Genomic DNA, 25,150 nt, shown 5'->3' with positions numbered 1-25,150 from the left:
GGAACGAACCACCATCATGGCCGATCTGCCGCTGATCCCGCTTTCCAACCGCACCGTCATCGCCATCGGCGGCGATGACCGTATCAGCTTCCTGCAGGGGCTGGTGACGAACGATGTCACTAACCTGCAAGGCAAGGCCGTGTGGTCGGCACTGTTAACGGCACAGGGCAAATATCTGCATGATTTCATCATCCTGGCCGATGGGGACCGCCTGCTGCTGGATGTGGAGGCAGAACGGCGGGACGATCTGATCCGCCGTCTGCGCATGTTCCGCCTGCGGGCCAAGGTAGAGCTGACCGACCTGACAGGACAGCTTTGTGTCTTCGCCCGCCTGGATACGGCACAGGCGGAACGGGGAACGGTGACGGAGGTTGAGGGAGGCTGGCAGATTGTCGATCCGCGCCACGCCGACCTAGGCCACCGCTTCATACTGCCTGTCAATACGCCAGCGCCCGGCGACCTTGCCGATTGGGATCGCGCGCGCCTGACCCTGGGCATCCCGGACAGCAGCCGCGATCTGATACCGGAGAAGTCGATCCTACTGGATAATGGCTTCGACGAGCTGGCGGGTGTCGCTTGGAACAAGGGCTGCTATGTGGGCCAGGAACTGACGGCACGCACGAAATATCGCGGGCTGGTGAAAAAGCGGCTGCTGCCGGTGCGCGTCACCGGCCCCCTCCCCGACGGGGGAACCATCGTCACCCGCGACGGCGCGGATGTCGGTGAAATCCGATCAGGCCGGGATGATCTGGCCCTGGCGCTGATCCGCCTGGACGCCCTGCCGGGGGCTGTGCCGCTGCTCTGTGGCGGGGCGACATTGTCCCCGATGCCGCCTTCCTGGATCAATCTGCCCCGAACGGAAGGCGATATGCCAACGAATGGATGAAGTTGGCACAAGAATTGGTTAGTCTCTGCCGCGATTGACCCAATATGAAGCGGCGGGGAGGCAATATGGAGCGGGGCACGGGATCGCGGCTGTCGTCGCTGCGCAATCTCAGCACCGCCGTTGCCCTTGGCGCGACGCTGATTGTCGGCGGGCTGGCGGCCGGCGCCACCTTTCAGATGGCACAGTTCCAGGTGCAGTCCGGCAGCATGGAGGTGCCGGGCGACCAGCTGGCCAAGACCCGGCTTCTGATCGATTTTCAGGACCGTATGGGCCATGGCGGTTTCCTCTCGGCGCTGGCGCAGTTTGCGGAAACCGGCAATGCCGAGGCGCGTGCCGAAATGCGCACCAGCCTGGAAGCCGCCGATCAGGCTCTGCGCGGTTTGCAAGGCAAGCGCCTGACGCCGCAGGAACTGGAACTGGCTGCCGACCTGAAGCGTCTGCTGGACGGTGCCCGCCGCGCCCTGGAATCGGCCAATAGCGGACCCGCCGCCCTGGGTCAGACCACGCCCATCATCCTGCTGACCCGTTATGCGGCCCTGGCCGACCGCATCGATCAGCGCTCACGCGGGCTGCACGCGGTGGAGCTGGCCCGGCTGGAGGAGGTTGCGACTCGTGGCCTGTGGCTGGGCGGGGCCGCCGTTCTGGTGCTGGTGGGCACCCTGTTCGCCTTCCTGTCGCTGATGGGTGCCCGCGTCCTGCGGCCCCTGCGCGAACTGACAGGTGCCGTGAATGGCGTGGCGCGCGGCGACTGGCGTGCACCCGTCTGGGGAGCGGAGCGAGAGGATGAGTTCGGGGATCTGGCCCGCGCCATCGATGGGTTCCGCAAACAGGCCGCCGAAATCCCCGACATCTCCGTCGCGACGGAAGACGGCCGCCTGCGCCTGAAATTCGAAGGCGACTATGCCGACCTGTTCGAGGCATTGACGGCGCGCCTGCGCGGGGCCGGCGGGTCGCTGGCCATGCTGGGCAATGATGTCAGCCGCATCGTGGGCGACACCAAGCAGCAGTTGAATGACACGCTGGGTCAGGTGAACCAGCTCTGCTCTGCCGCCGTGCGCACCGTGACGGAAAGCAACCGCGAGATCCGGCAGGCCACCGAAATGCTGGGCCATGCCGTGGCACAGGTCCGCGCCTTTGACGGCGGCGATGGTCATGTCGGCCTGGATGAGATTATCGACGCCCTGCGCGCCAATGCCGACCATCTGGCCGACACCGCCGCCAAGACCGAAACCAAGGTCATCGAAACCCTGGGCAGCCTGTCGGAAAGCGACAGCGACATCCGTCTGGCCACGGTGGAGGCCCGCGACGCCGCCAAGGCGCTGTCGCATTCCATGGAAGAGGCGCAGCAGGGCCTGCTATCGGCGGTGAAGCTGCTGCGCGCCTCGGGCGATCTGCTGGCAAGTACCGTGGATCAGACCGGTTCGCGCATCACGCGGGCCGCCGACAGCATGGAAGAGGGCGAGAAGGCGCTCTACGCCACCCTGGGCGGCGTCACTAGCCGTTTTGACGAGGCGACGGAAAAGGCCGCCGCCCGTCTGGAGGATGCCGGCATGCAGGTGTCGCGCGCCGCCGATCTTCTGGACGACCGCTCGTCGGAGATCAGCTACAAGCTGGAAACGGCGCTAGACAGCATGAACCTTGCCCGCACCACCTTGCAGCAGTCGGCGGAGATCGCCGAGGACATGACGCGCGGCAAGCTGGAACCCCTGGCCGATCAGTTCCAGGATATCCAGTTCCGATTCTCCAGCCTGATGGCCGATGTCTCCGACCGGGCCGACAGCATGGCCGACGCCGTCGATGCCCTGCGCCTGACCAGCGACGGGCTGCGGCAGGAGTTTGAACGCCGTAGGGTGGAGCCGGGCCAGCATGAAGCCATCGCCGACCTTCTGACCCGCATGCGCGGCAGCGCCACCCAGATCGGCGACCGGGTGAAGGAGATCGGGGAGACGGCGGGCCGTCTGGCGCAGAGCCTGACGGGTGGTGTGGATGATGCCACCGCGCGCCTGCGCGATCTCACCTCCGACCTGCGTCAGGAAACCAAGGCCCTGTCGTCGGAGGCGCATATCGCCACCACCACCCTGTCGCGCACCGTGGGGCAGCAGGAACGGCTGCTGGCCGACATGAAGGATGTGGCGGCCGAACTGGATGCCCAGCGCGACCGGGACAGCACCCCGCAGGCCCTGATCGACCTGACGGGCGGCCTGCGCGCCGCCATCGACGCGGTCCATGCCCTGGTCGCCAGTACCGATAACCGGGAAAAGGTGGCCGTGGATCAGGCCCTGGGGTTGGTCGACAAGTTGCAGCAGCGTATCCTGAATATCGAGGGCATGGCCGGCGGCCTTGCCGCCGCCACAGAAGCGCTGCATGCCCTGGCCGCCTCCGACAATGCCGGGCGGGAGCGGGAAAATGCCGACCTTTTGGCCATCGCCAATGCGCTGAAATCGCGTCTGGACGGTATTGATCGGCTGGGCGACCGACTGGACAGCACGACCGACAGCGTACGTGCCGTTCTGGAGGAAACACGGGGACGGGAGCGTACCGACCTGTCTATCGTGTCGGAACTGACGCAGAACCTGCGCGAGCGTGTGCTGCGTCTGGATGGTCTTTCGGTGGACCTGTCGCGCGCCATCGACATGCTGCGATCCTCCTCACGCCAGAACGAGAATGCCAGCGCCGTCGCCGCCCGCGACCTGGGCACGCGTCTGGCCCAGATCGCGGATCAGCTGCGCGGCGCCGCCGGGGGCGTTTGATACCAACCACCAAAGGTCACAGCGTTCCTCGCAACATTCGCCTTCGCGTTCCGTTGTTCTGGCACGGGTCCGGGATCACTCCCGGTGTGCCCTTGAGCAACTTCGGAAGGGAAGGAACAGACAATGCGCACGCAACTGATCGGTGCCGCAACCCTGACGGCCCTGCTACTGGGGACCGCTGCCATCGCCCAGACGGTGCCGCCCGGCACCACTGAACCCGTTCCACCGGTCCCGGGGACCACTGAACCGGGTCAAGTGGGCGAACCGCCCGCCGCAGTGATGCCTGAACGCGATACGCCGCCCAGCATTCTGGCCGAACCACGCCCCGGCATCGACCGCACCTCCGCCGAGCGCCTGCTGGGCCGCACTGTGATCGGAGCTGACGGCAAGGAACTGGGGGAGGTCGAGGATGTGATCTTGAATGCCAGCAGCGGCGACGCCGAAAAGCTGGTCATCGCGTCAGGCGGCTTCATGGGCCTGGGCGAGAAGAATGTCGCCGTCGATATCAGCGATGCCGACATGCTGGCCGGGAACAACCATGTCCAGGTCCGCAACCTGACCACCGCGCAGTTGGATCAGATGGCGGAGTTCGAATATGGCAAGAACACCCGCTCCCTGATCCGCACCAATAAATAAAAGGACCTGATGGCCCTGAAACTCCAGCGTCCCCGCCTGCCCCCGGCCCACTCCCTCCTGGGCCGGGGGCTTCTTTTTGTGCGGTCTATTATGCTGTGCGTGCCGGGAATACAGGGGATGCTTTCGTGAAGGGGCCGTCCAACAATGACGGAATCCGCACGACTGCTGGCACGCTATTCCCATAAGCCCCAAAGAACAGGGATACGGGAACATGAAACGGATGAAGCATCTTGTGGCCGCCATCCTTGCCGTGACGGCGCTGGGTGGTGGCATGGCGGCACAGGCCCATGGCATCTGGTTCGCGCAGCGAGCCAAGCAGACGGCCCTGATCTATGGCGTCGGCGCCGACGACCTGGATGTGGTGAAGCGGCTGGGTCTGGTGACCGGCACCTATGGCTATGACGCCGATTGGGCGCCCGTTGGTGCCACCCTGCGCGTCGCCGGCCCCATCGTTGTGGTGGACAGCGAGGCGCCGACCGTCGCCTTTGCCGCCATCATGGATAATGGTCTCTGGTCCCGCACGCCGGATGGCAAATGGGTCAAGGGCGGGCGCGATACCGTGCCCGATGCGGTCGTTGCCGAACGCACCATGAAATATGCCGTCCACCTGACCGGTACCCCCAACAGCCCCATCCCCGCGCTGCCGGAGCAGGTGCTGCAGATCGTGCCAGTGGACAAGACCCTGCCGGTGGAGATGGGCAAGCCGCTGAAGGTGCGCGTGCTGTACAAGGGCAAGCCCGTCAAGGATGCGGCCCTGAAGCATGATTTCGTAAACGATCCCGATCAGGAGCCGGTGAAGACCGACAAGGACGGCGTCGCCACCATCAAGGTGCGCAACCAGGGCCTGAACGTGCTTGCTGCCACCTATGTCGGCCCGTCGGACAATCCCAAGCAGATCGACCATATCGAGTATCTGGCGACCCTGTCCTTCGTGCTGCCGCACGCCCCGGAATAAGGATTTTGCATATGAAGCACCCGATGATCCGGCTGGCGCTGGCCGCCACCCTGACCCTGTCGCCGCTGGCCGCCCTGGCCCATGGCGACACCACGCCAAAGCATGGCGGCATCGTCCAGATGACGGGCGAAACGCTGATCGAGCTGGTGGCCGGCGCCGATGCCGCAAGCATTTATGTCAGCGAGGAGGATGAACCCGTCGCCAGCGCCGACCTTACCGCCACCATGACCATCATGGACGCGGGCGGGAAGCGTCAGGTCAACCTGACGCCCGCGGCCGGCAACCGCTTCGACGCGCCGGGCGTGAAGCTGACCAGTGGGGCCAAGGTGGCGGTGATGGTGGTCAACAAGGCCAGCCAGGCCCGCTCCATCCTGTCCTTCACCGTCAAGTGACGGGGGCGGGACGATGCGGCTGCTCCCCTTGTCATTGACCAACGGGGGCGGCCGCGCCGTCCCCCTTCTTGTCGCCGCCCTGCCCTGGCTGGTGATCCTAGCCCTGCTGGTTTGGGCGCCCCATGCCATGGCCCATGGCGTGTCAGAGGAAGATCGCTCCTTCATTGAGGATGCGAAGGGTGTGCATGTCATCCCCTATATCTATCTGGGCGCCAAGCATATGGTCACCGGCTACGATCATCTGCTGTTCCTAGTGGGCGTGATCTTTTTCCTCTACCGGCTGCGTGACGTCGCCGCTTACGTCACCCTGTTCGCGGTCGGTCATTCCACCACGCTGCTGCTGGGCGTGCTGGCCGATATCAGGGCCGATGCCTATATCATCGATGCCATCATTGGCCTGTCGGTGGTCTACAAGGCGCTGGACAATCTGGGGGCCTTCAAGACTTGGTTGGGGTTTCAGCCCAATACCAAGGCTGCCGTGCTGATCTTCGGCTTTTTCCACGGATTCGGTCTGGCCACCAAGCTGCAGGAACTGTCGCTGTCGCCCGACGGGCTGCTGGCCAATCTGGTCAGTTTCAATGTCGGGGTGGAGATCGGGCAGTTCATGGCCCTGTGCCTGATCCTGATCGCCATGAATGTCTGGCGCACGACGCGCAGCTTCAACCGTTCCGTCCTGCTGGCTAACGGCGCTTTGATGGCGGCCGGCCTGACGCTGGTGGGCTATCAGCTGGCCGGCTACACCACCCAATCCACCTGAGGGGAGCAACGATGACCGATATGAGCATCACACCGTATCAGGCCTCACCGCGCGCCCTGCTTCGCGCCGGTCTGGGGGCCGTGGCCGCATCCGCCCTGGTGCTGACCCTGTTCGTGCTGCCGGCCGAATATGGGATCGACCCGACGGGGGCCGGTGGCGCCCTGGGCCTGACCAAGCTGGCGGGTAGCGGCGGTGAGGCGGCGGAACCGGTACCCACCGCGCCCATCGCCGCGTCGGTGGCCCCCGGCACCCCAACACCGGCGGACATCGCGAAATCCACCGCCATGCGCAGCGACCGCCAAGAATTGATCCTGGCACCCCATTCCGGGGCGGAGGTGAAGGCCCATATGGCGCAGGGAGATCACTTCATCTTCCGCTGGCAGGCCACGGGCGGGCAGGTGAGGTTCGACATGCATGGCGAACCGCCCAACGCCAAGGAAGGCGAGTTTTCCAGCTATTGGAAAGCCAAGGATCTGGACAGCGCCCAGGGAGCCTTCACGGCCCCCTTCACCGGCACTCATGGCTGGTACTTCCGTAATCGAGGCGATACGCCGGTAACCGTTGTGGTGGAGACCACGGGCTTTTATCAGGACTTGTATCTGCCGCCGGCGGAGTGAGCGCGAACGCGCTCACCCTTTCGCCGCACGAACACCCAGCATGTGGCAGATGGCCACCGTCAGGTCAGCGCGGTTCATGGTGTAGAAGTGGAACTGCTTCACACCATGCTTTTCCAGATAGCGGCACTGTTCAATGGCGACCGTCGCCGCCACCAGATGCCGCGTCTCCGGCGCCTCGTCCAGCCCGTCGAACAGGTCGCGCATCCAAGCGGGGATGGCGGTGTTGCACTTCTCCCCCATCTCCGCCGCCTTGGTAAAATTCAAGATCGGCAGGATGCCGGGCACCATGGGCACATGGATGCCGGATGCTGCGGCCTTGTCACGAAAGCGCAGGAAGGCGTCGACATCGAAGAAGAACTGGCTGATGGCGCGGTTGGCCCCGGCATCGACCTTGCGCTTCAGATTGTCCAAATCGATCTGGGCGCTCGGTGCTTCCGGATGGACTTCCGGAAAACAGGCGACGGAGATGTCGAAATCGCCGATACGCTTCAGACCGGCCACAAGATCGGCGGCATAGGCATAGCCGCCGGGATGCGGCTCATACCCGCGACCACCCAGGCCGCCGGTGCCATCAGCGCGCGGCGGTGGATCGCCGCGCAGGGCCACGATATGGCGGATGCCGGCGTCCCAGTAGTTGCGCGCGATCTCGTCGATCTCTTCCCTAGTCGCCGCCACGCAAGTCAGGTGGGCGGCGGCGGGAATGCCGGTTTCAGCCTGGATACCCGTCACGGTGGCATGGGTACGTTCCCGCGTCGATCCACCGGCGCCATAGGTGACCGACATGAAGGCCGGGTTCAACGGCGCCAGCCGGCGGATCGCCGTCCACAGATTCTCATGCATCTTCTCCGTCTTGGGCGGGAAGAATTCGAAACTGACGGTCAGGTCGCCGGGGGCGGTGATCAACGGGGCCGGGTTGGCGGCGGCATCCATCAGGGCGCTCAGGCTCATGGGACTATCCTTCAGGCGACGGCCAGCGGACGGGACCGCGTGGCAGGGGCATCGGTACGGGTGGCCCGCCAGATGCAGACAGTAAGGGGATCACCCGGCAGGGTGACGACGGGATCGGGGCGCATGCCGGCCCGGCGCAGCCAGCCGCAGACTTCATCATCGGTGAAGCCCAAGCGGCGATGCGCGTGCTGTTCACGCAGATATTCAAGATCATGGCGGGCGAAATCGACCACCAGCATCGTGCCGCCAGGGCGCAGGACCCGCGCCGCCTCGGCCAGCGCATCAGCGGGTTCTTCGGCATAATGCAGCACCTGATGGAAGATCACGGCATCCTGGCTCTGCCCGGCCAGGGACAGTTGATACATATCGCCCAACCGCACCTGACAATGACGCAGGCCCGCCTGTTCCAGGTTGACGCGGGCAACAGCCAGCATCTCGCGCGAGGCGTCGATGCCCAGGCCACGCGAAATCCGCTCCCCGAACAGTTCCAGTATGCGGCCCGTACCGGTGCCGACATCCAGGAGATCCTCCACGCCGGTCGCCGGCAGCAGCGACTGCAAGGCCGCCTCCACATCCCGCTCCGGCACATGCAGGCCGCGCATCTCGTGCCAGCGGGCGGCATTCTCGCTGAAATACTTGTCCGCTGCCTGCCGCCGCCCCTGCTTGATCAGGTCCAGACGTTCCAGGTCCAGCCCCAGCCCCTCATCATCGCCGGGTATGGCATCGACCAGGGTGCGGGCCAGTTCCGCGACCGGCCCGCGCTCGGCCAGGCGGTAATAGGCCCAAATACCCTCACGGAACCGCTCCAGCAGCCCCGCCTCGCACAGAAGCTTCAGGTGGCGGGACACGCGCGGCTGGCTTTGCCCCAGGATCTGGGTAAGCTCCGTCACGGTCAGTTCGCCATGGGCGCAGAGCGAAAGCAGCCGCAACCGCGTCGGCTCCGCCGCTGCCTTCAGCGCATTCAACAGGAATTCCATGCGACCTGACCCGCCTCTTGTTCGGATCAAGATATAAAGATATCTTTATGTCTATGCAAGACCCGATACGGCGCAGCGAACGTATCGGCCCCGCGCCGAACGCGGTTCACAACGACAATGCCATCGCGATATGGCTTTTGCGCCGCAGATCGGACGCAATTGCCGGCTATTCATGAGCATAACAAATGGTTAATGCCATGGATAACCGGACGTGATGCGCGTCACTGCCGATGGCCCGGCCACCGGAAATGATGACGCCAGTGCAAAAAGGAATGATGACGTGACCATGCAGACCCAAAACCGCCGTTCGCCGCTGGCCGCTGCCGCATTCTGGATGCTGGCCGGTGTCGCCGCCGTCGCGGTGCCGGTTCTGGCCCCCACCGCCGTGCAGGCCCAAGCCGCCAAGGGCCAGGCCTCCGCCGACTTCGTGCAGGGGCTGGGCGACAAGGCCATTGCCACCCTGGCCGACCCGAAGGTCAGCAAGGATCAGGCGAAGGCCGTGTTCCGCGACCTGCTGAACCAGAATTTCGACATCAACACGATCAGCCGCTTCGTGCTGGGCCGTTACTGGAACGTCGCCACCGACGCCCAGAAGAAGGAATACCAGACCCTGTTCGAGCAGATGATCGTGGAGGTCTATGCCGAACGCTTCAGCCAGTATGCGGGCGAGAAGTTCAAGGTTGGTGGGGCCCAGGCCTCGGGCGACAATGACGCCGTCGTCAGCTCGCAGGTGCTGCGCCCCAACGGCCAGCCCCCCGTGAACGTATCCTGGCGGGTGCGTTCCAAGGATGGCAGCTTCAAGATCATCGACGTGATCGTAGAGAACGTGTCGATGAGCGTGACGCAGCGGTCGGAATTCGCCAGCCTGATCGAAAGCAATGGCGGCAAGTTCGAAGCCCTGCTGGAGGCGCTGCGCCAGCGTATCCAGACGGCTGCGACGAAGTAAGGATACAGTCTGGACCTCAGGTTGTGCTATGTGACGGGTCCGTTCCGGTTGTCCGGGGCGGACCTTTTTCATTGGCGCCGGGTGGCGATGCTTCGCGAGTTCCTGATCAGCCTGCGCACGCGCTGCGCGCCTGCCTTCGTGCGGCTGGGATACCGCTATGCCGCCGTTGCCTGCGTTGGGCGTGCGGCCCGTTGCGCAGCCGCCTGGGCCCCGCATCAGGAAAGCTCGCGGCGGCGCATCCTGACCGCCATGGCAGAGGCTCCGGCGGATCGTGACACCGCGGTGATCCTGGGCGCTGGCCCCTGTCTGGATCTGCCCATGGCGGAACTGTTGTCACGGTTCCGGCGCGTGCTTCTCGTCGATATCGCTCATCCACCCGCTGCGCGTCAGTTGGCCCGCCGTCATGCGGCCATCGAACTGCTGGATTACGATCTGACGGGGGTGGCAATCGCCCTCGCCAATGACGGTACGCTGGCCCCCCCCACCCCGTCCTGTACCGTCTGTCAGGATGATGGCGATGTCGGGCTGGTGATATCGGCCAATCTGATCTCGCAATTGCCGCTGGTGCCGCTTCGCCAGGTGGACAAGCGCTGGCCCAACACCGACCTGCCGGCCTATGCCCGCGCCATCATCAGGGCCCATATCGACCATCTGCGTGGATTTGACTGCCCGACCCTGCTGATCGGCGATGTGCAGCGGCGGGTCATCGATCCCGACGGGCGGGTGACGGAGATGGAGGACCCGTTATTCGGGGCCGACCTGCCGGTGGGGGAAATGGAGTGGGACTGGACGGTGGCGCCGGTGGGTGAACTGTCCAACGGCTGGTCCATCATCAACCGCGTCCGCGCCGTACGGATCGACCGCGCCTATTGCGTGGCGTCGTAACGCGCCATGATGGCGTCATAGGTGCCGTCGGTCTTTACCCGGCGCAACGCGTCGTTGAACCGGGCCGCCAGGGCCGGGTCGCGGAAGGCCGCACAGTAGAAGTTGGGCGGGAACAGCCGGTGTTCCACAATGGGCAGGCTGCGAACAGGATCACCGCCCGCCGCCAGCACCTGCGCGATATGATATTGCAGCACCCGCGACTCGCCGACCAACACATCATAGCGACCGAAAAGCAGCCCTTTGGCCTGCAGTGCCTGCACGGGCTCCTCCCGGTAATCCTCGGACTGTGCCACGGTTGCGGCAAATTCAGGGCCCAGCACCTTGGACGCCCGCTGAAAGGCCAGCACCCGCAGCCCCTTCAGATCGCCGGGCGCTTCAAGCTGAATATTGCGCGATATCAGGGTGATCGCCACGTTGCGATAGGTGATGTAGCTGTCGGTCAGGGTCAGTCCGTCCGGCGGCGAACCCACAACGGGCGCGAAACCATCAATCGTCCCCTCCCCCGCCGCCAGGGCCAGACGGGCATTGGAACCGATATAGGGCTCCGTCTCCATCCCGGCGGCGGTGAAGATGGCGGACAGCAGTTCATACTCCAGCCCGCGCAGTTTCCCGTCCGGCGCCGTTTCCACCAGGGGCGCCGCCTCCCGCAGGCCAAACCGCACCTTTTCCGCCCGCGCCGCGTGAGCACAGGACAGAAACAGCATGCAGATCAGGGGCAGCATAAAATGCCGGCGCATGGGGTGAACCGTTGCGGAAGGCTTGAAAGGATTAACCTTTAACAGCCTAACAAATTGCGGCGGCAAAGGAATGCGCGCAGGGGGATAGGATCGGCTTTATGGGGATGGGTGGCCATTCAGCTTGGCGGCCAGATCGGGCGCAATCGGCTGTGGCAGGAACGCCGAGATGTTGGAGCGACCACTGTTTCCAGGTGGCGCCTTCCCCGTGACGGAGCCAGGTACGGCAAGGACAAGCCGGAACAATTGTCCCCCGATTTCCCGCAAGTCACCTATGGCAAGCCCCAGGCCCAGCATCAGAAGATGCACGCGGGCGTGCTGCCACCAATCCATCTGGCCCAGGATATGGGCGCGTTCCAGTGCGGCCCAGGCGGCAGCAATATCCCCGCCGGCCCGCGCCTGTCGATAGAAGACAAGTTCGTCTTCCACCAGGGCGCGGCGGTCCGGCATGTTACTTGGCCAGGATGTAAAGGCCGCGCTGGCCTTCCATCGGCTTGAACTTTTCCGTAATGCCCAGCACCGTTTCGGCACCGCCAAGATAAAGCACGCCATCCGGCGGCAGCAGCTTTGCCATGGCTTCCAGCACCTTGCCCTTGGTCGGCTGATCAAAGTAGATCAGGACGTTGCGGCAGAAGATGACATCAAACTGGCCAAGCGGGGTCAGGTCAGTCAGCAGGTTATATTCGCGGAACTGGACCTTATTGCGGATCTCGTCGTTCAGTTGCCACTTATCGCCCACCTGCTTGAAATACTTCACCAAGTGAGTGATGGGCAGGCCGCGCTGCACCTCGAACTGGGTGTAGAGGCCGGCCTTGGCCTTGTTGACCATTTCGCCCGACAGGTCGGTGCCGATGATCTCGATCCGCCAGCCAGCCAGCTTCGCCCCTTCCTCGTTCAGCAGCATGGAAAGCGAATAGGCTTCCTGGCCGGACGAGCAGGCGGCGGACCAGATGCGGATCGTCCGCTTGGCGGCACGGCTGGCCAGCAACGCCGGCAGCACCACCGCCTTGAACTGGTCAAATGGCTTCTGATCGCGGAAGAACGAACTTTCGTTCGTGGTCATTGCCTCCGTGATGTCGCGGAGCAACGCCTCATCCCGCTTGCTGCGCACAGCGGCGGCCAGTTCATCCAGCCCTTTCAGACTCCATTTGCGGGCAACCGGCATCAACCGGCTTTCCAGCAGATAGGCCTTGTCGGGGGTCAGGACCAGACCCGACCGCTGCCTCAGCAGGGTGCAGAACATATCGAAATCTTCGACCTTCATGCTGCCTGCCTCAATGCGATCTTACGAATGTAAGGCCCGATTTCCTTCAATGGCAAGACGGCACTACACAGCCCCGCGTTCGCCACCGCCCCCGGCATGCCCCACACCACCGAGGAAGGTTCATCCTGCCCAAGCACGGCACCGCCGGCCTGGACAACCACTTCGGAACCACGCTGCCCGTCATGCCCCATGCCGGTCAGAATGGTTACCAATACCCGCTTGCCATAGGCCCGGACGATGCTGCGCAGCATAGGGTCCACGGCCGGACGGCAAAAATTCTCCGGCGGATCCTTGGTCAGGGTCAGACAATTCTGCCCGTTCTTCTGAACCACCAGCATATGGAAATCACCCGGCGCCACATAGGCGCGGCCACCCACGATCACTTCGCCTTCCTTGGCCTCCGCGCACTGCACGCCGCATTGGCGGGTGATGTGCTCGGCCAGGATGGTGGTGAAGGTGGCTGGCATGTGCTGGGTGATCAGGATCGGCTGCTTCACATCCTTCAGGTGGCTCAGCACCTCGAACAGGGCCTGGGGCCCCCCCGTTGAACTGCCGATGGCCAGGATGTCGGGCCGGAAATCCGGCAGCGGACGCAGCGTGACCGGCCCCGGCTCCGGCTTGGGCCGGATGGGCGTGGCCAGCGTGAAGCTGGTGGTCGGTGCGACATTGCCGACAGGAGCGGGACGTGGAATGGGCGATGCGCCCGGCGTGGCCGGGGCCGCAGCAGGCTGGCCCTTGCGCGGATCGGCCTTGCGGGCCGCCATGCCCAGGGCCTTCACCTTTTCCGTCAGTTCCCGTTTGAAATCATCGGCGCTGGTGAGTTCGCGCGTGGATGACGGTTTCGGGATGTAATCCGCCGCACCGGCCTTCAGCGCGCGCAGGCTGATATCTGCGTTCTTGGCCGTCAGGGTCGATGCCATGACGATCTTGACGTGCGGATCGACATTCAGCAGGTGCGGCAGGGCCGACAGCCCGTCCAGCACCGGCATCTCGATATCCAGCACGATAACGTCGATGGTCTGCCGCTGAAGCGTGTTGATCGCCATCTGCCCATTGGCGACGGAGGCGACCACCTTCACCTCCGGGTCGCCCTCCAGCGAACGGGTCAGCAGGCCGCGGATGACGGCACTGTCATCCACCACCATGACCCGGTAGGGCTCTGTTCCGGTCGGTGCCGTGGCCGGCGCCGTCTTTCCGGGAAGCTCGTTCATTGCCTGCAATCCCGGACAGCCTCAGAGGAGGCCAACCTGCTGGAACTTGGTTTGTATGATGTCGCTGTCGAACGGCTTCATGATGTACTCATTCGCACCGGCCGACAGGGCTTCCTGGATATGGGCGAGATCGTTTTCCGTGGTGCAGAAAACGACCCTCGGGGTGTCCCCGCCCGTCATCTTGCGCAGCCGGCGCAGGAACTCGATACCGGTCATCACCGGCATGTTCCAGTCCAGCAGGATCGCGTCAGGCATCCGCTTGGCGCAATATTCCATGGCCTGCTTGCCATCCTCGGCTTCATCGCAGGAGAAGCTGAGTTCTTCCAGAATCTTGCGCGCCACCTTGCGGACAACGCGGCTGTCATCGACGACCAGACAGGACTTCATCAACGGACCTCGATTGCCGGGAGCGGGTTAGGCCGCTTCGATGTTAGCAAAGTTCAGCAGCTTTGAGACATCGAGAACGACAAGCAGGGTCTCTTTCAGGCGATAAATACCCGTAGAGATCTCCCGCCAGCGCGGATCAAGGGTCGCCGGATGACGTTCGAAGTCATCCGAGGACAGCGAAAGCACCTCACCGACATTGTCGACCATCAGGGAATACAGCTCCCCCTTATGGTCCACCACGATGCTCATCACCGGCTTGCCATCGGCCGGACGGGGCGGAAGGCCCAGACGCAGACGGACATCAATGGCGGTGACGATACGACCGCGCAGGTTCAGCGAACCGGCAACCTCTGGCGGGGCCAGCGGAATGCGGGTGATTTTCTGCGGACCCAGGACGTCCTGAACCTGCAGCACCGGGATGCCGAACAGCTGGTTCGCGATGGTCGCCGTGACGAAATCCTCGTTCTTCACGGTAGCGATTTCCTGGGAACCGGCCTTTTTAACGGCGGGGAGACGGGCACTCATGCGGCACCTTTCTCGGCAATGGTCTGCTGCAGGGTGAGGAGGAGAGCCTCACGGTCGAACTTGGCAACGTAATCATTGAAGCCGGCCTGACGGCCACGCTCCAGATCGCGCGGGGCGGCATGGCTGGACAAGGCCACCATCGGCGTCCCGGACCAGCGGGCCGACGCACGGACCGCCTGGGCAAAATCCAGACCGCTCATGCCCGGCATTTCGATGTCGGAGACGATGACATCGAATTCCTCGCCCGACTCGCTAAGCGCGAGCGCCTCGTCGGCACTTTCGACAGCCGTCACGTCGTAACCGGAAACGGTCAGCAGCGGCGTCAACAGGTTGCGGAAGAACGGGCTGTCATCGACCAGCAGCACGCGATGCTGGCGCTCGTCCTCAAAGCTTTCATGGGCGTTGCCGAACCAGTCCTTGAAGGCCCGGGTCAGGTAGAAGCCGGCATCGATGACGTCGGTCGCCTTGTTGGCGATGATGGCGGAGCCCAGGAAGCCCTGCCGTTCCGTCCCCAACTCGACCTGCAGGCGATCCTCGACGATGTCGACGATCTCGTCCACGACCAGACCCATGGACCGGTCGCCATCGGCGAACACCACCACGGGCTGGCGCTTGTCGCGTGTGATCTTCCAGTTGGGATCGATCGGCACCAGCGGCATAAGCTTGCCACGGTACTGCACCACCGGCTCGCCATTGGACAGTTCGACCAGATTGAGGTCGACATCCTCCAGGCGGGCGACCAGCGACAACGGCACGGCCTTCGGACCGCCCTCCCCAGCGCTGAACAGCAGCAGGGCCATCTTGTCGTCCTCGCGGCGGGCGGACTTCGCCACTTCCTGCGCGGCGGTCTGGGCATTGTCGGCAGTGCCGCCCATGGAGCCGGAGGCAGTTGCGATGCCGTTGGGGTCCAGGATCATGATCACCGAGCCATCGCCCAGGATCGTGTTGCCGGAGAACAGCTCGATATGACGCAGGATCGGCGCCACCGGCTTCACCACGATTTCTTCGGTGTCGAAGACGCGGTCGACGATGATGCCGAACGTGTAATTACCGACCTGGCTGACGACGATGAACGTCTCGCGCTTGTCGTCATCCTCGGCCACACCCAGCTTCAGCAGGTTCTGCAGGCTGACCAGCGGCAGCAGACGGTTGCGCAGGCGCAGGACCGGGGCGCCGTTGATGCGCTCGATCTTGTGCTCGCTGTCGCTTGCAGCGCGCACCAGTTCGATGACGCTGATCTGCGGGACGGCGAAGCGTTCGGACGCGCACTCAACGATCAGGGCAGAGACGATGGCCAGCGTCAGCGGGATCTTGATGGTGAAGGTCGTGCCACGGCCTTCGACCGACCGCATCTCGATGGTGCCGCCGATCTTCTCGATGTTGGTCTTCACCACATCCATGCCCACGCCACGGCCCGACACGGAAGTGACCTTGGCGGCGGTGGAGAAGCCGGGCTTGAAGATGAACTGCTGGATCTGCTGATCCGACATCTGGGCCAGTTCCGACTCGGTCGCCAGACCGTTCTGGATAATCTTGGCCTTGATCTTGGACAGCGCGAGGCCGCGGCCATCGTCCGCGATCTCGATGATGATGTGACCGCCCTCGTGATAGGCGTTCAGGGTGATGCGGCCCGTTTCCGACTTGCCGGCGGCAACGCGGTCGGCGGGGATTTCAAGGCCATGGTCGCCGGAATTGCGGACCATGTGGGTCAGCGGGTCCTTGATCAGTTCCAGGACCTGACGGTCCAGTTCCGTCTCTGCACCCAGCATCTGCAGCTCGATCTTCTTGTGAAGTTCGTGGCTGAGATCGCGGACCAGACGCGGCAGCTTTGCCCAGGCATTGCCGATGGGCTGCATGCGCGTCTTCATGACGCCTTCCTGCAGCTCCGACGTCACATGGTTAAGGCGCTGCAAGGGGGCCGCAAACTCGCTGTCCTTCTGCGAGCGCAGAATCTGCAGCAGCTGGTTACGGGTCAGCACCAGCTCGGAAACCATGGTCATCAGGTTTTCCAGCAGGTCCACATGCACGCGGATAGTCTGCTGGGCGAGCGCACTTTCCTTGGACTCGCCACGCACATCTTCCTGCGGCTCGGCGCGGGGCGGTGGGGGAGGCGGCGGTGCCGGCGGCGGGGCAGCAGCCTCTACCACGGGGGCCGGCGCTTCCACCTTGGCCACAGGGGCCGGGGTCGGCGGCGGCGGGGGCGGCGGTGCAGCGGGGGCCAGCGTATGCGTCAGATGCGCCGGGACAGGCGTAAACAGCTCTTCGGGATCGTTCTCCGGCGCGGCAGCAACCGGGGCGGGTGCGGCGGCAGCACCGGCCTTCGGCACTTCCTTGCCCTCGGCCATGGCGTTCAGCCGGTCGATCAGATCCTGATCGCCACCCGGCGGCTCCGCCTCGGTCGCTTCCAGAACGGAAAGGATCCCCTTGATCGTGTCCAGCGATTCGAGAATCAGCGACACGGCATAGGGGGAAACATGCAGCTCGCCATCGCGGAACTTGCCCAGCACATTCTCGCCGGCATGCGCCACCGATTCCAGCCGGGGCAGCCCCAGGAAGCCGCAGGTGCCCTTGATCGTGTGAACCAGACGGAAGATGTTCGACAACAGCCCCGGATCGTTGGGGTTCTGCTCCAGCTTCACCAGCTCGACGTCGAGGACGGCGAGGTTCTCATTGGTCTCAGTGAGGAATTCACTCAGCAGATCATCCATGGTCCACGCCCCGTTTCGGGAAATCCCAGTTTCCGCGTCATACGCCGGTCTTCAGTCCGATGAAGAACCCTTGTACGCGCCCGGCCGACCGTCGGCCAATGAAGAGTGTCGGAATTCGGTTAAAATTGGTGTCTCGTGTGGGAATTGATGGCCTGTCGGACATGGCTTTGGCAAGGGGAACATTACCTCTTTTCGGTTAGGTTCGGCCATTAGGATATGACACGCCCCGGAACAAGCCACCCCGGCCCCGCTCCCGGTGTGGTTGAACAGTTGGCAAAGCGCATCATCGCCCCTGATCCGAAGGGAAAATCACTCCTGGCCAGCCCGGATTCGGAACTGTACCTCCCCTCCTAAGGCGGGATTTTCCACGCCAAATGACAATCCATAAGCCCTGGCCAAAAGGGGAGTGGCGTGGGAGAGGACGGAGCGGGGTCCAAGCTCCGTCTCCGCGACCTGTCCGGCCAGGGCCGGCACCATTTCCGGACGCAGCGCGCAGCCGGTGCCGGTGGCCACGACCCGGATGCCGCTATCGTCACCCGTCACCCGAACCGAACCGCCACGCGGTAACGCCTCTTCCGCCAGCAGGGCGGCCAGCAGGGCGGTTTTCAACAGGCCTGGCGCCGGATCGAGCGGCGTGGCGGTCCATTCCAGCCGGACCTTGCCGCCCCGGAACCAACCTTCCAGAGCCGCGCGGGCATCACCAGCCGACAGCGACTGCCCGCCCGCCGCACCCAGCGCCACGCGATAGAGCCGCAGGCGGGCGGCGGCAGTCTCCGCACTGTCGGCGATCAGGTCCAGCGCCTCGCCGCCGCTGTCACCGCCTTCATCCAGCAGTTCGACACCATTATTGATGGCCCCGACCGGTCCCACCAGATCATGGCACAGGCGGGAGCAGAGCAGCTCCACGGCCCGAATTCCCAAGCTCATCCGCATCCTCAGCGCTGGGGCACAGCCCCTCCCCCGCCGGGGATGGCGTGCCATGTCACTGGCGGGTAGGATAGGCTGGCTCCACCCAACTGGAAACCATTCAAATGTCCGACATCCTGGCCCCCGGCATTTTTGTTCGCCACCCGTCGCAGCCCGACTGGGGATTGGGCCAGGTGCAGTCGGTGGTGGGCCAGCGGGTAACGGTGAATTTTGAACATGCCGGCAAGCTGCTGATCAATGCAGCCGCCATATCGCTGAACATCGTGGACCCGGACGAGGAAGGGTGACCCTCACTCATCCTCCCAGTAATTCACAGCGGCACCGGGCCGTGTGATCATGCGCATACCGCTGCCGACATGCGAGATGCCGATCTTGCCGCTGTCGGGATAATCCACGATGTCGGGCGACATCATGGTGCTGATGCCCAGATAGCGCAGATCCACATCCCCATCATTGATGATCTGATGCGCGGTCGAGGCATCGCCCGGCGGGCAGGAGACGATGTCGCCCGCCCGCAGCGGATGCTGGCCATCACCGAGGCGCAAGATCCCCGTCCCGTCCAGGATGATGAACAGTTCCTCGTTCACCCGATGGTTATGAAAGGGAAAGGCGCGTTTGCCGGGCGGCAGCACCGTCAGCATGCAACCCAGATGGCGCGCGCCGATCAAGGGACCGATGCGGGCGATCAGTGGTGCGAACCGTTCCGCCGTCTCCCCCTTGGGCCCATGCTCGGGCGGGAAGCCGTCGGGATTGAGACTGTCCAGATTGATGATGGGTACAATACCGGCATCAGCCATGGCGATCCCCCCGTCTTTTTGATTTTGTACCTTGTTTGTTCTCAATCAAACCACAAAAAAGGCGCCCGGTCCAGGGCGCCTTCATCGCAAGCTAGATAAGCGGGACAAAGCCGCCGCTTACCACTTCCGCTCGGTCTTCAACTGACCACCATTCAGGGCGTCCAGGAAGCTGCCGCTGGCCTTCGGGCGCTGCGCGCGCACCATGCGGGGGTTCGGCTTCTTCTTGGCCTGCTCAACAACCTTGATGGCGTGGGTCGTGGCCTCATTCTCCACGCGGCGACGCACATCCTCATCCAGGGACTCAAAGGCCTGCTGCGCGAAAACCAGCGCATTTTCTGACCGGGTTTCCACAACCTGACGCAACGCGTTGGCAGCCATCAGGCATTCCAGACGCTCCGGCCCTGTGACATCGTCAAGAGCACCAGCGAGAATCCCAATCGCTTCCAAGGTTTTGGGGTCGGTCAATTCCACGGACATCTAAACACGCACCCTTCAGGTACAATCACTCTCGGCTATATAGTCCCACCGTCCGCAGAAAACCGCAACAAATAGTCTGGAAACAGTGTGCCATGCGGCTGACGCAAGGACCCCGCGCGCCGGCAGCGGGTTTACACAAGGCTGCCCGAACGGCATCGTCAAGCCCATGTCAAAGCGCACCCAGACCACTACCACCATGACTAAAAAGACCACCCTGCGGGGCGGGCTTTTTGTCATGCGCGCGGCCTGACGCGAACGACAGAAGCCAGATGCCCCGCCGGGAACGGACGGGGCGGCCCATGGTGGACCAGACCCTGTCTCCGGCACAGACGATGCCAAGGAATAGGGTCCATGAATATCCGCGTTGCCCCCGAAAACCTGAACGAAGCCGCTAAGCAGGCCATTTCCGTTGCCGTTGTTGGTGCCACCGGTGCCGTGGGCGTCGAAATCCGTGAATGCCTGGAAAAGTCGGGCCTAAACCTGTCGACCGTGCGGCTGCTGGCGTCCAAGCGCTCCGCCGGTCAGCGCGTACCCTTCGCCGGTGGCGAACTGGTGATCGAGGAACTGACCGATAACAGCTTCCAGGGCATCGATTACGCCCTGTTCTCCGCCGGCAGCGGGATTTCGAAGGCATTCGGGCCCAAGGCCGTGGCCGCCGGTGCCGTCGTCATCGACAATTCATCCGCCTTCCGCATGGATGAGGCCATTCCGCTGGTCGTGCCGGAGGTGAACCTGGACGTGATCCCGGCGCAGCCCGGCATTATCGCCAATCCCAACTGCGTTGCCATCATCGCCACCGTCCCGCTGGCCCCACTGAACGCCCGCCACACTATCCGCCGCGTGAATATCGCCACCTATCAGGCGGCCAGCGGTGCGGGTGCTGCGGCCATGGAGGAGCTGCGCCTCTCCACCGCCGCCTATCTGGCCGGCGAACATTATGCGCCGAAGGTGCTGAAGCACCCCTACGCCTTCAACGTCTTCTCCCACAATGCCGACGTCAATCCGCAGACGGGCTACAATGGCGAGGAAGAGAAGGTGATCGAGGAGACGCGCAAGATCATGCGCCGCCCAGACCTTCACATCTCCATCACCTGCGTCCGCGTGCCCGTCCTGCGCGCCCATTCCATGGCGGTGACGGTGGAGTTTGACGAGGTGGTGAGCCCGGACGAGGTGCGCGCCATCCTGCGCGACGCGCCCGGCGTGCGGATTGTCGATGATATCGAGGCCAACCATTTCCCGATGCCGAACGAGGCGTCGGGCCAGGGTGATGTGCTGGTCGGTCGTATCCGCCGCGACGTTGGCGACCCGTCCGGCCGCTCCATCGCCCTGTTCCTCGCGGGCGATCAGTTGCTGAAGGGTGCTGCCCTGAACGCCGTGCAGATCCTGCAGCGGCTGGTCGGGTAAGGGATCGGGTGTGGTGCGGGTTAACCCTCACCACACCCGATCAATCCCTACTGCTTCTTACCCAACAATCCCTTCAGCAGGCCCTTCGCCCCATCCTTGGTCTTCAGCTTTTCCAGCGCATCCTGTGCCTTCTTTGGGTCCTTCAGGGCAGCCTTGACGGAGGAGGAAAGGTCGGGAGTCCAGGAGAGATTGTCGAAGGACCCGCGCACACGGACCGGCACCGTGATGCCATCGACATCGATGCGCGTGGTCCCCTGCCCTTCCAGGCTGCCCACCAGCTTGGGCGTCAGGCGCATGTCCACGCGCTTGGATGGCAGATTGACATTTCCCTTTCCGGTGACGCGAAGCAGCGGGGCCAGAAGGTGGAAATCCTCGGTCGCGGCGATGCCATCGGTCAGGGTGAAGGTGCCGCCCATTTCGGCAAAGTCGGTCTGCGGCGGCTCCGCACTGCCATGACCGATGGCGCTGCGCACGATCTGCGCCAGATTGACGCCTTTCACGGCCCCATTCAGGAACAGGACATTGCCGCCGCCATTCAGGCTGCCCACCAGTTCCTGCTGGTTGGTGCCGCTGGCCCGGATATCGATATTGGCGTCGGTGGCGCCCGACAGCTTGTCAAACCCGGCGAAACGGGTCAGCAGCGGTTCGGCCTGCACGCCCTTGGCATGCGCCAACACGGCCAGGGCATTCGTCTGCCGCCCGGCATCCAGCGTCAGCTTGCCGCCGATGGTGCCGCCGAACAGGGCCGTGTCGGCCAGACCGGCGTTCAGCCGTCCGTCGGTCAGTTTCAAGGTCAGGGTCGTGGCCCCAACCTCCACCCCCTTCACCAGCAGCCCCGCCAGTTGCAGGGTCATGTCCAGATCGGCACTCCGCATGGCCGACAGGTCGATGCGTTCCTTGCTCCACCCGGCGGGGCCTACCTCCGGCGCCGGTGCCGCCGGGTCGGCGGCAGCGGGGGCGGGCAGATAGCGATCCAGTTCAAGCTTCGGCAGCGACAGGCTGCCACCCAGCGCCGGGCGCAGGCCATCCAGCTTCACCGACAGATTGCCATTGGCCGTCAGGTCGCCCGCCTTGGCCGACAGCCCGGCCAGGGCCAGACGCGACGGCGTGCCCGACAATTTGCCGGTCATGGTCAGGTCATCGACCGGTAGGTCAGACGGCACGGCCCCCGTCGCCACCTTGATCAGGTCGGCCAGGGACGTGACGGTCAGCGACAGATCACCGGACAGCGACAAGGGTGCCTCCCCCTGGCGTTCCACCTGCCCCTTCACATCCAGCCCGGTACCAGCCCCCGCCACACGCAGCGCCATCCCGGCCTTGCCACCTGACAGAAGCGGGCGCACCGGCTCGATCCCCAGGTCCAGGGCAATGGGCGTGCCGTTCAGCAGCAGTGCCGCCTCCAGGGTCAGCGGACCGTCCAGGTCTGGCAGGGACAGGGTGACATCCACATCCGTCGCCTCCCGCACCATGCCGGTGCGGGCGTCGGTGTAGCGCATACGGCCATCGACAATCTCCACCTCAGCCAGCGACAGGTCGGACATGAAGCCGGGGCTGGCATGATCGGCAGGGGCCGGCGCGGCGGCCAGGGAGACATCCCAGTTGGGCTTGCCCTGCTTATCCACCGTCAGATCGATGACGGGGGCCGTCAGCACGAATTTCTCCACCTCCGCCTTGCCGCGCAGCAGCGGCATCAGGCGCAGGCGCACCGCCAGTTGCTCCACCGCCAGCAGGTCCTCACCCTGGCGGATGCCGGCGAAATGCACCTGGTCAGCGGTCACGGCGATGGACGGGAAATAGGAGAGATCGACCCGGCCCTTGATGGTCAGGGCGCGGCCTGTCGCCGCCTCCACCTGCCTTTCCACTTCCGCCACGATGGCGCCCACGGGCACCAGAAACGGCAGCGCCACCGCCGCCCCGATGGGCAACAACAGCAACAGGGACAGGATGAAAGCAAACTTACGCATGTCTGGTCCGTCTCTTCCGGAGCGGGTTGGTCTTGTTGCGTGCCAGTCAAGCAGCCCAACTTGCCCAAAACAAGGCCGAATACAGCATCTTTCGTGCGGGTCGGTCTTGGAGCGGCGCGCCATAGGCGCTATATCCAGCGGACGATGACCATATCCCCCGCCCCACTAATTGATCCGTTTGGCCGCGCCATCACCTATGTGCGCGTCTCGGTGACGGACCGCTGCGACTTCCGCTGCGTCTATTGCATGTCGGAGGATATGGCCTTCCTGCCCAAGGCCGACATCCTGTCGCTGGAGGAACTGGACAGGCTCTGTTCGTCCTTCGTAGCACTGGGCACGCGCAAGCTGCGCCTGACGGGCGGGGAACCGCTGGTCCGCCGCAACATCATGGAACTGATCCGCAGCCTGGGCCGCCATGTGGCGTCGGGCGCGCTGGAAGAGCTGACGCTGACCACCAATGGCAGCCAGCTGGCCAAATATGCTGACGATCTGCGCGCCGCCGGGGTGCGCCGCATCAATGTGTCGGTCGATACGCTGGACCCCGACCGTTTCGCCGCCATCACCCGCTGGGGCCGGCTGGCCCAGGTGCTGGACGGGCTGGAGGCGGCGCGGGCGGCAGGGCTGGAGGTCAAGATCAATGCCGTGGCGCTGAAGGGCGTCAACGATCAGGAACTGGACCCTATGCTGGCCTGGTGCGGGGAAAAGGGCTTTGACCTGACCTTGATCGAGGTTATGCCGCTGGGCGATATGGATGGCAATGGCGGCGGGGCCGTGCGCGAGGAACAGTTCTTGTCGCTGCGCGATGTGCGCGCCGATCTGGAAAAGCGCTGGACCCTGGTGGACAGCACCCACCGTACCGGCGGCCCCGCCCGTTATGTCACGGTACGGGAAACGGGCTGCCGCCTGGGCTTCATCACGCCCATGACCCATAATTTCTGCGAGGCCTGCAACCGGGTCCGCGTCACCTGCACCGGCACGATGTATATGTGCCTGGGGCAGGAGGATGCGGCCGACCTGCGAGCACCGCTACGTGCCAGCACAGACGACACAATGCTGCATCAGGCCATCCGCGACGCCATCACGCGAAAGCCCAAGGGCCATGATTTCATCATCGGCCGCGACCGTGGCCCCGCCGTGGGCCGGCATATGAGCGTCACCGGCGGTTGAGAAGCTGCCCACGTATAGGGTACTGTCCGTCTCTGCCGTGATACCGGGAACAACGCCTTGTCACAGACCCCCGTGCCGCTTGCCTTCGTCGCCGCCGATACGCCGGATGCGCGCGCCGCCAGGGACAGGCTTGCCGTCCGCTACGCCGGTGTTCCGCCGGAAGAGGCGGGGATCATCGTGGCGCTGGGGGGTGACGGCTTCCTGCTGGAAACCCTGCACCGCTATCTGTTCCGGGGCGTGCCTGTCTATGGCATGAACCGCGGCTCCGTCGGTTTCCTGCTGAATGATTACAGCGAGGATGGGCTGACCCGCCGTCTGATGCGGGCGCAGCGCGTGGTGCTGCATCCACTGCGCATGAAGGCGATGACGCGGGAAGGCGCAGAGATCGAGGGTCTGGCTTTCAACGAGGTTTCCCTCCTGCGTGAGACGCGGCAGGCGGCCAAGCTGCGCGTCACGGTGGACGGGCGGGAACGGATGCCGGAACTGACCTGCGACGGGGCGCTGGTCTCCACACCCGCCGGCAGCACCGCCTACAACCTCTCGGCCCATGGCCCGATTCTGCCGCTGGGCGCCGATATCCTGGCCCTGACGCCGATCAGCGCCTTTCGCCCCCGCCGCTGGCGCGGGGCCCTGCTGCCGCATACGGCCCGCATTCAGTTCGACGTGCTGGAACCGTCCAAGCGCCCCGTCAGCGCCGTGGCCGATTTCACTGAAGTGCGCGATGTGGCGCGGGTAGAGATCAGCGAGGACCGCAAGGTCGCCTGCACCCTGCTGTTCGACCCGGAAATGGCGCTTGAGGAACGCATCCTGAAGGAGCAGTTCACGCCGTAGCCCCC

General features: G+C 64.3%; 26 protein-coding genes. 13 read left to right on the top strand and 13 right to left on the bottom strand.

Annotation, left to right across the window (positions count from 1 at the left end):
- Positions 1-16: 16 nt before the first annotated feature.
- The 7 genes from ygfZ to C0V82_RS00535 all read left to right on the top strand — a co-directional run bounded on the left by ygfZ (position 17) and on the right by C0V82_RS00535 (position 6,993).
- A complete protein-coding gene (gene ygfZ, locus C0V82_RS00565) occupies positions 17-886 on the top strand; it encodes a CAF17-like 4Fe-4S cluster assembly/insertion protein YgfZ (RefSeq protein WP_188595104.1) in 870 nt (289 codons plus the stop codon).
- Positions 887-951: 65 nt separating this feature from the next.
- Positions 952-3,636, top strand: a complete 2,685-nt coding sequence (locus tag C0V82_RS00560) for a HAMP domain-containing protein (protein ID WP_158659633.1) — start codon at positions 952-954, stop codon at positions 3,634-3,636.
- A gap of 123 nt (positions 3,637-3,759) precedes the next feature.
- A complete protein-coding gene (locus C0V82_RS00555; RefSeq protein ID WP_102110669.1) occupies positions 3,760-4,272 on the top strand; it encodes a PRC-barrel domain-containing protein in 513 nt (170 codons plus the stop codon).
- A 211-nt stretch (positions 4,273-4,483) separates the two neighbouring features.
- Complete coding sequence (locus tag C0V82_RS00550) at positions 4,484-5,227, top strand: DUF4198 domain-containing protein (RefSeq protein WP_102110668.1); 744 nt, start codon at positions 4,484-4,486, stop codon at positions 5,225-5,227.
- Between the two features lie 11 nt (positions 5,228-5,238).
- The gene (locus C0V82_RS00545) at positions 5,239-5,619 is read left to right on the top strand and encodes a hypothetical protein (RefSeq protein WP_158659632.1); all 381 of its coding nucleotides are present in this window, start codon (positions 5,239-5,241) and stop codon (positions 5,617-5,619) included.
- Between the two features lie 13 nt (positions 5,620-5,632).
- The gene (locus C0V82_RS00540; RefSeq protein ID WP_102110666.1) at positions 5,633-6,376 is read left to right on the top strand and encodes a HupE/UreJ family protein; all 744 of its coding nucleotides are present in this window, start codon (positions 5,633-5,635) and stop codon (positions 6,374-6,376) included.
- Positions 6,377-6,387: 11 nt separating this feature from the next.
- Positions 6,388-6,993, top strand: a complete 606-nt coding sequence (locus C0V82_RS00535) for a hypothetical protein (protein WP_102110665.1) — start codon at positions 6,388-6,390, stop codon at positions 6,991-6,993.
- 12 nt (positions 6,994-7,005) lie between these two features.
- Here the strand turns inward: C0V82_RS00535 and metF are convergent, their stop codons facing one another.
- Together metF and C0V82_RS00525 are read right to left on the bottom strand one after the other, a co-directional pair.
- The gene (gene metF, locus C0V82_RS00530; protein ID WP_102110664.1) at positions 7,006-7,941 is read right to left on the bottom strand and encodes a methylenetetrahydrofolate reductase; all 936 of its coding nucleotides are present in this window, start codon (positions 7,939-7,941) and stop codon (positions 7,006-7,008) included.
- 11 nt (positions 7,942-7,952) lie between these two features.
- Positions 7,953-8,918 carry an ArsR/SmtB family transcription factor gene (locus tag C0V82_RS00525; protein WP_102110663.1) on the bottom strand — a complete coding sequence of 322 codons (966 nt, stop codon included), beginning with the start codon at positions 8,916-8,918 and terminating at the stop codon, positions 7,953-7,955.
- A gap of 286 nt (positions 8,919-9,204) precedes the next feature.
- On the opposite strand from C0V82_RS00525, the gene C0V82_RS00520 reads away from it, so the two are divergent.
- Positions 9,205-9,864 (top strand): MlaC/ttg2D family ABC transporter substrate-binding protein, encoded by a 660-nt coding sequence (locus C0V82_RS00520; RefSeq protein ID WP_102113139.1) that lies wholly within the window; start codon positions 9,205-9,207, stop codon positions 9,862-9,864.
- Positions 9,865-9,951: 87 nt separating this feature from the next.
- Complete coding sequence (locus C0V82_RS00515; protein WP_158659631.1) at positions 9,952-10,749, top strand: hypothetical protein; 798 nt, start codon at positions 9,952-9,954, stop codon at positions 10,747-10,749.
- On the opposite strand, the gene C0V82_RS00510 is transcribed toward C0V82_RS00515, so the two are convergent.
- From C0V82_RS00510 to C0V82_RS00475, 8 genes are all read right to left on the bottom strand, one after another.
- Entirely contained in the window at positions 10,731-11,486 is a 756-nt protein-coding gene (locus C0V82_RS00510; protein WP_102110661.1) for a substrate-binding periplasmic protein, read from the bottom strand. The genes C0V82_RS00515 and C0V82_RS00510 overlap by 19 nt on opposite strands.
- Positions 11,487-11,582: 96 nt before the next feature.
- Positions 11,583-11,933, bottom strand: a complete 351-nt coding sequence (locus C0V82_RS00505; protein ID WP_102110660.1) for a DUF3703 domain-containing protein — start codon at positions 11,931-11,933, stop codon at positions 11,583-11,585.
- Between the two features lies 1 nt (position 11,934).
- Positions 11,935-12,747, bottom strand: a complete 813-nt coding sequence (locus C0V82_RS00500) for a CheR family methyltransferase (RefSeq protein ID WP_054170228.1) — start codon at positions 12,745-12,747, stop codon at positions 11,935-11,937.
- Positions 12,744-13,958, bottom strand: coding sequence for a protein-glutamate methylesterase/protein-glutamine glutaminase (locus C0V82_RS00495; RefSeq protein ID WP_245924113.1), 1,215 nt, complete (start codon positions 13,956-13,958; stop codon positions 12,744-12,746). Before C0V82_RS00495 ends, C0V82_RS00500 begins: the two co-directional genes overlap by 4 nt.
- A 21-nt stretch (positions 13,959-13,979) precedes the next feature.
- The gene (locus tag C0V82_RS00490) at positions 13,980-14,345 is read right to left on the bottom strand and encodes a response regulator (RefSeq protein ID WP_054170230.1); all 366 of its coding nucleotides are present in this window, start codon (positions 14,343-14,345) and stop codon (positions 13,980-13,982) included.
- 27 nt (positions 14,346-14,372) lie between these two features.
- A complete protein-coding gene (locus C0V82_RS00485; RefSeq protein ID WP_054170231.1) occupies positions 14,373-14,870 on the bottom strand; it encodes a chemotaxis protein CheW in 498 nt (165 codons plus the stop codon).
- A complete protein-coding gene (locus C0V82_RS00480; protein WP_102110659.1) occupies positions 14,867-17,578 on the bottom strand; it encodes a hybrid sensor histidine kinase/response regulator in 2,712 nt (903 codons plus the stop codon). The genes C0V82_RS00485 and C0V82_RS00480 overlap by 4 nt, the downstream gene beginning before the upstream one ends.
- A gap of 309 nt (positions 17,579-17,887) precedes the next feature.
- Positions 17,888-18,505 (bottom strand): histidine phosphotransferase family protein, encoded by a 618-nt coding sequence (locus tag C0V82_RS00475; RefSeq protein ID WP_158659630.1) that lies wholly within the window; start codon positions 18,503-18,505, stop codon positions 17,888-17,890.
- A 104-nt stretch (positions 18,506-18,609) separates the two neighbouring features.
- Between C0V82_RS00475 and C0V82_RS00470 the strand changes: the two genes are divergently transcribed.
- Positions 18,610-18,792, top strand: coding sequence for a DUF3553 domain-containing protein (locus C0V82_RS00470; RefSeq protein ID WP_102110657.1), 183 nt, complete (start codon positions 18,610-18,612; stop codon positions 18,790-18,792).
- Between the two features lie 3 nt (positions 18,793-18,795).
- Here the strand turns inward: C0V82_RS00470 and C0V82_RS00465 are convergent, their stop codons facing one another.
- Together C0V82_RS00465 and C0V82_RS00460 are read right to left on the bottom strand one after the other, a co-directional pair.
- Positions 18,796-19,302, bottom strand: a complete 507-nt coding sequence (locus C0V82_RS00465) for a cupin domain-containing protein (RefSeq protein WP_102110656.1) — start codon at positions 19,300-19,302, stop codon at positions 18,796-18,798.
- Positions 19,303-19,419: 117 nt separating this feature from the next.
- Complete coding sequence (locus C0V82_RS00460) at positions 19,420-19,779, bottom strand: hypothetical protein (RefSeq protein ID WP_054170236.1); 360 nt, start codon at positions 19,777-19,779, stop codon at positions 19,420-19,422.
- Between the two features lie 351 nt (positions 19,780-20,130).
- On the opposite strand from C0V82_RS00460, the gene C0V82_RS00455 reads away from it, so the two are divergent.
- Positions 20,131-21,183 (top strand): aspartate-semialdehyde dehydrogenase, encoded by a 1,053-nt coding sequence (locus tag C0V82_RS00455; protein ID WP_102110655.1) that lies wholly within the window; start codon positions 20,131-20,133, stop codon positions 21,181-21,183.
- Positions 21,184-21,230: 47 nt separating this feature from the next.
- On the opposite strand, the gene C0V82_RS00450 is transcribed toward C0V82_RS00455, so the two are convergent.
- The gene (locus C0V82_RS00450; protein ID WP_158659629.1) at positions 21,231-23,147 is read right to left on the bottom strand and encodes an AsmA family protein; all 1,917 of its coding nucleotides are present in this window, start codon (positions 23,145-23,147) and stop codon (positions 21,231-21,233) included.
- Between the two features lie 144 nt (positions 23,148-23,291).
- Between C0V82_RS00450 and moaA the strand changes: the two genes are divergently transcribed.
- Together moaA and C0V82_RS00440 are read left to right on the top strand one after the other, a co-directional pair.
- Complete coding sequence (gene moaA / locus C0V82_RS00445) at positions 23,292-24,314, top strand: GTP 3',8-cyclase MoaA (protein WP_102110653.1); 1,023 nt, start codon at positions 23,292-23,294, stop codon at positions 24,312-24,314.
- Between the two features lie 57 nt (positions 24,315-24,371).
- Positions 24,372-25,145 carry an NAD kinase gene (locus C0V82_RS00440; RefSeq protein ID WP_188595105.1) on the top strand — a complete coding sequence of 258 codons (774 nt, stop codon included), beginning with the start codon at positions 24,372-24,374 and terminating at the stop codon, positions 25,143-25,145.
- Positions 25,146-25,150: the final 5 nt, after the last annotated feature.

Origin of the sequence: Niveispirillum cyanobacteriorum, from assembly GCF_002868735.1 — a bacterium.
GTDB classification, from domain to species: Bacteria; Pseudomonadota; Alphaproteobacteria; order Azospirillales; family Azospirillaceae; genus Niveispirillum; species Niveispirillum cyanobacteriorum.
The sequence above is the reverse complement of the archived record's forward strand: the minus strand, read 5'-3'. Positions and strand labels throughout refer to the sequence as shown.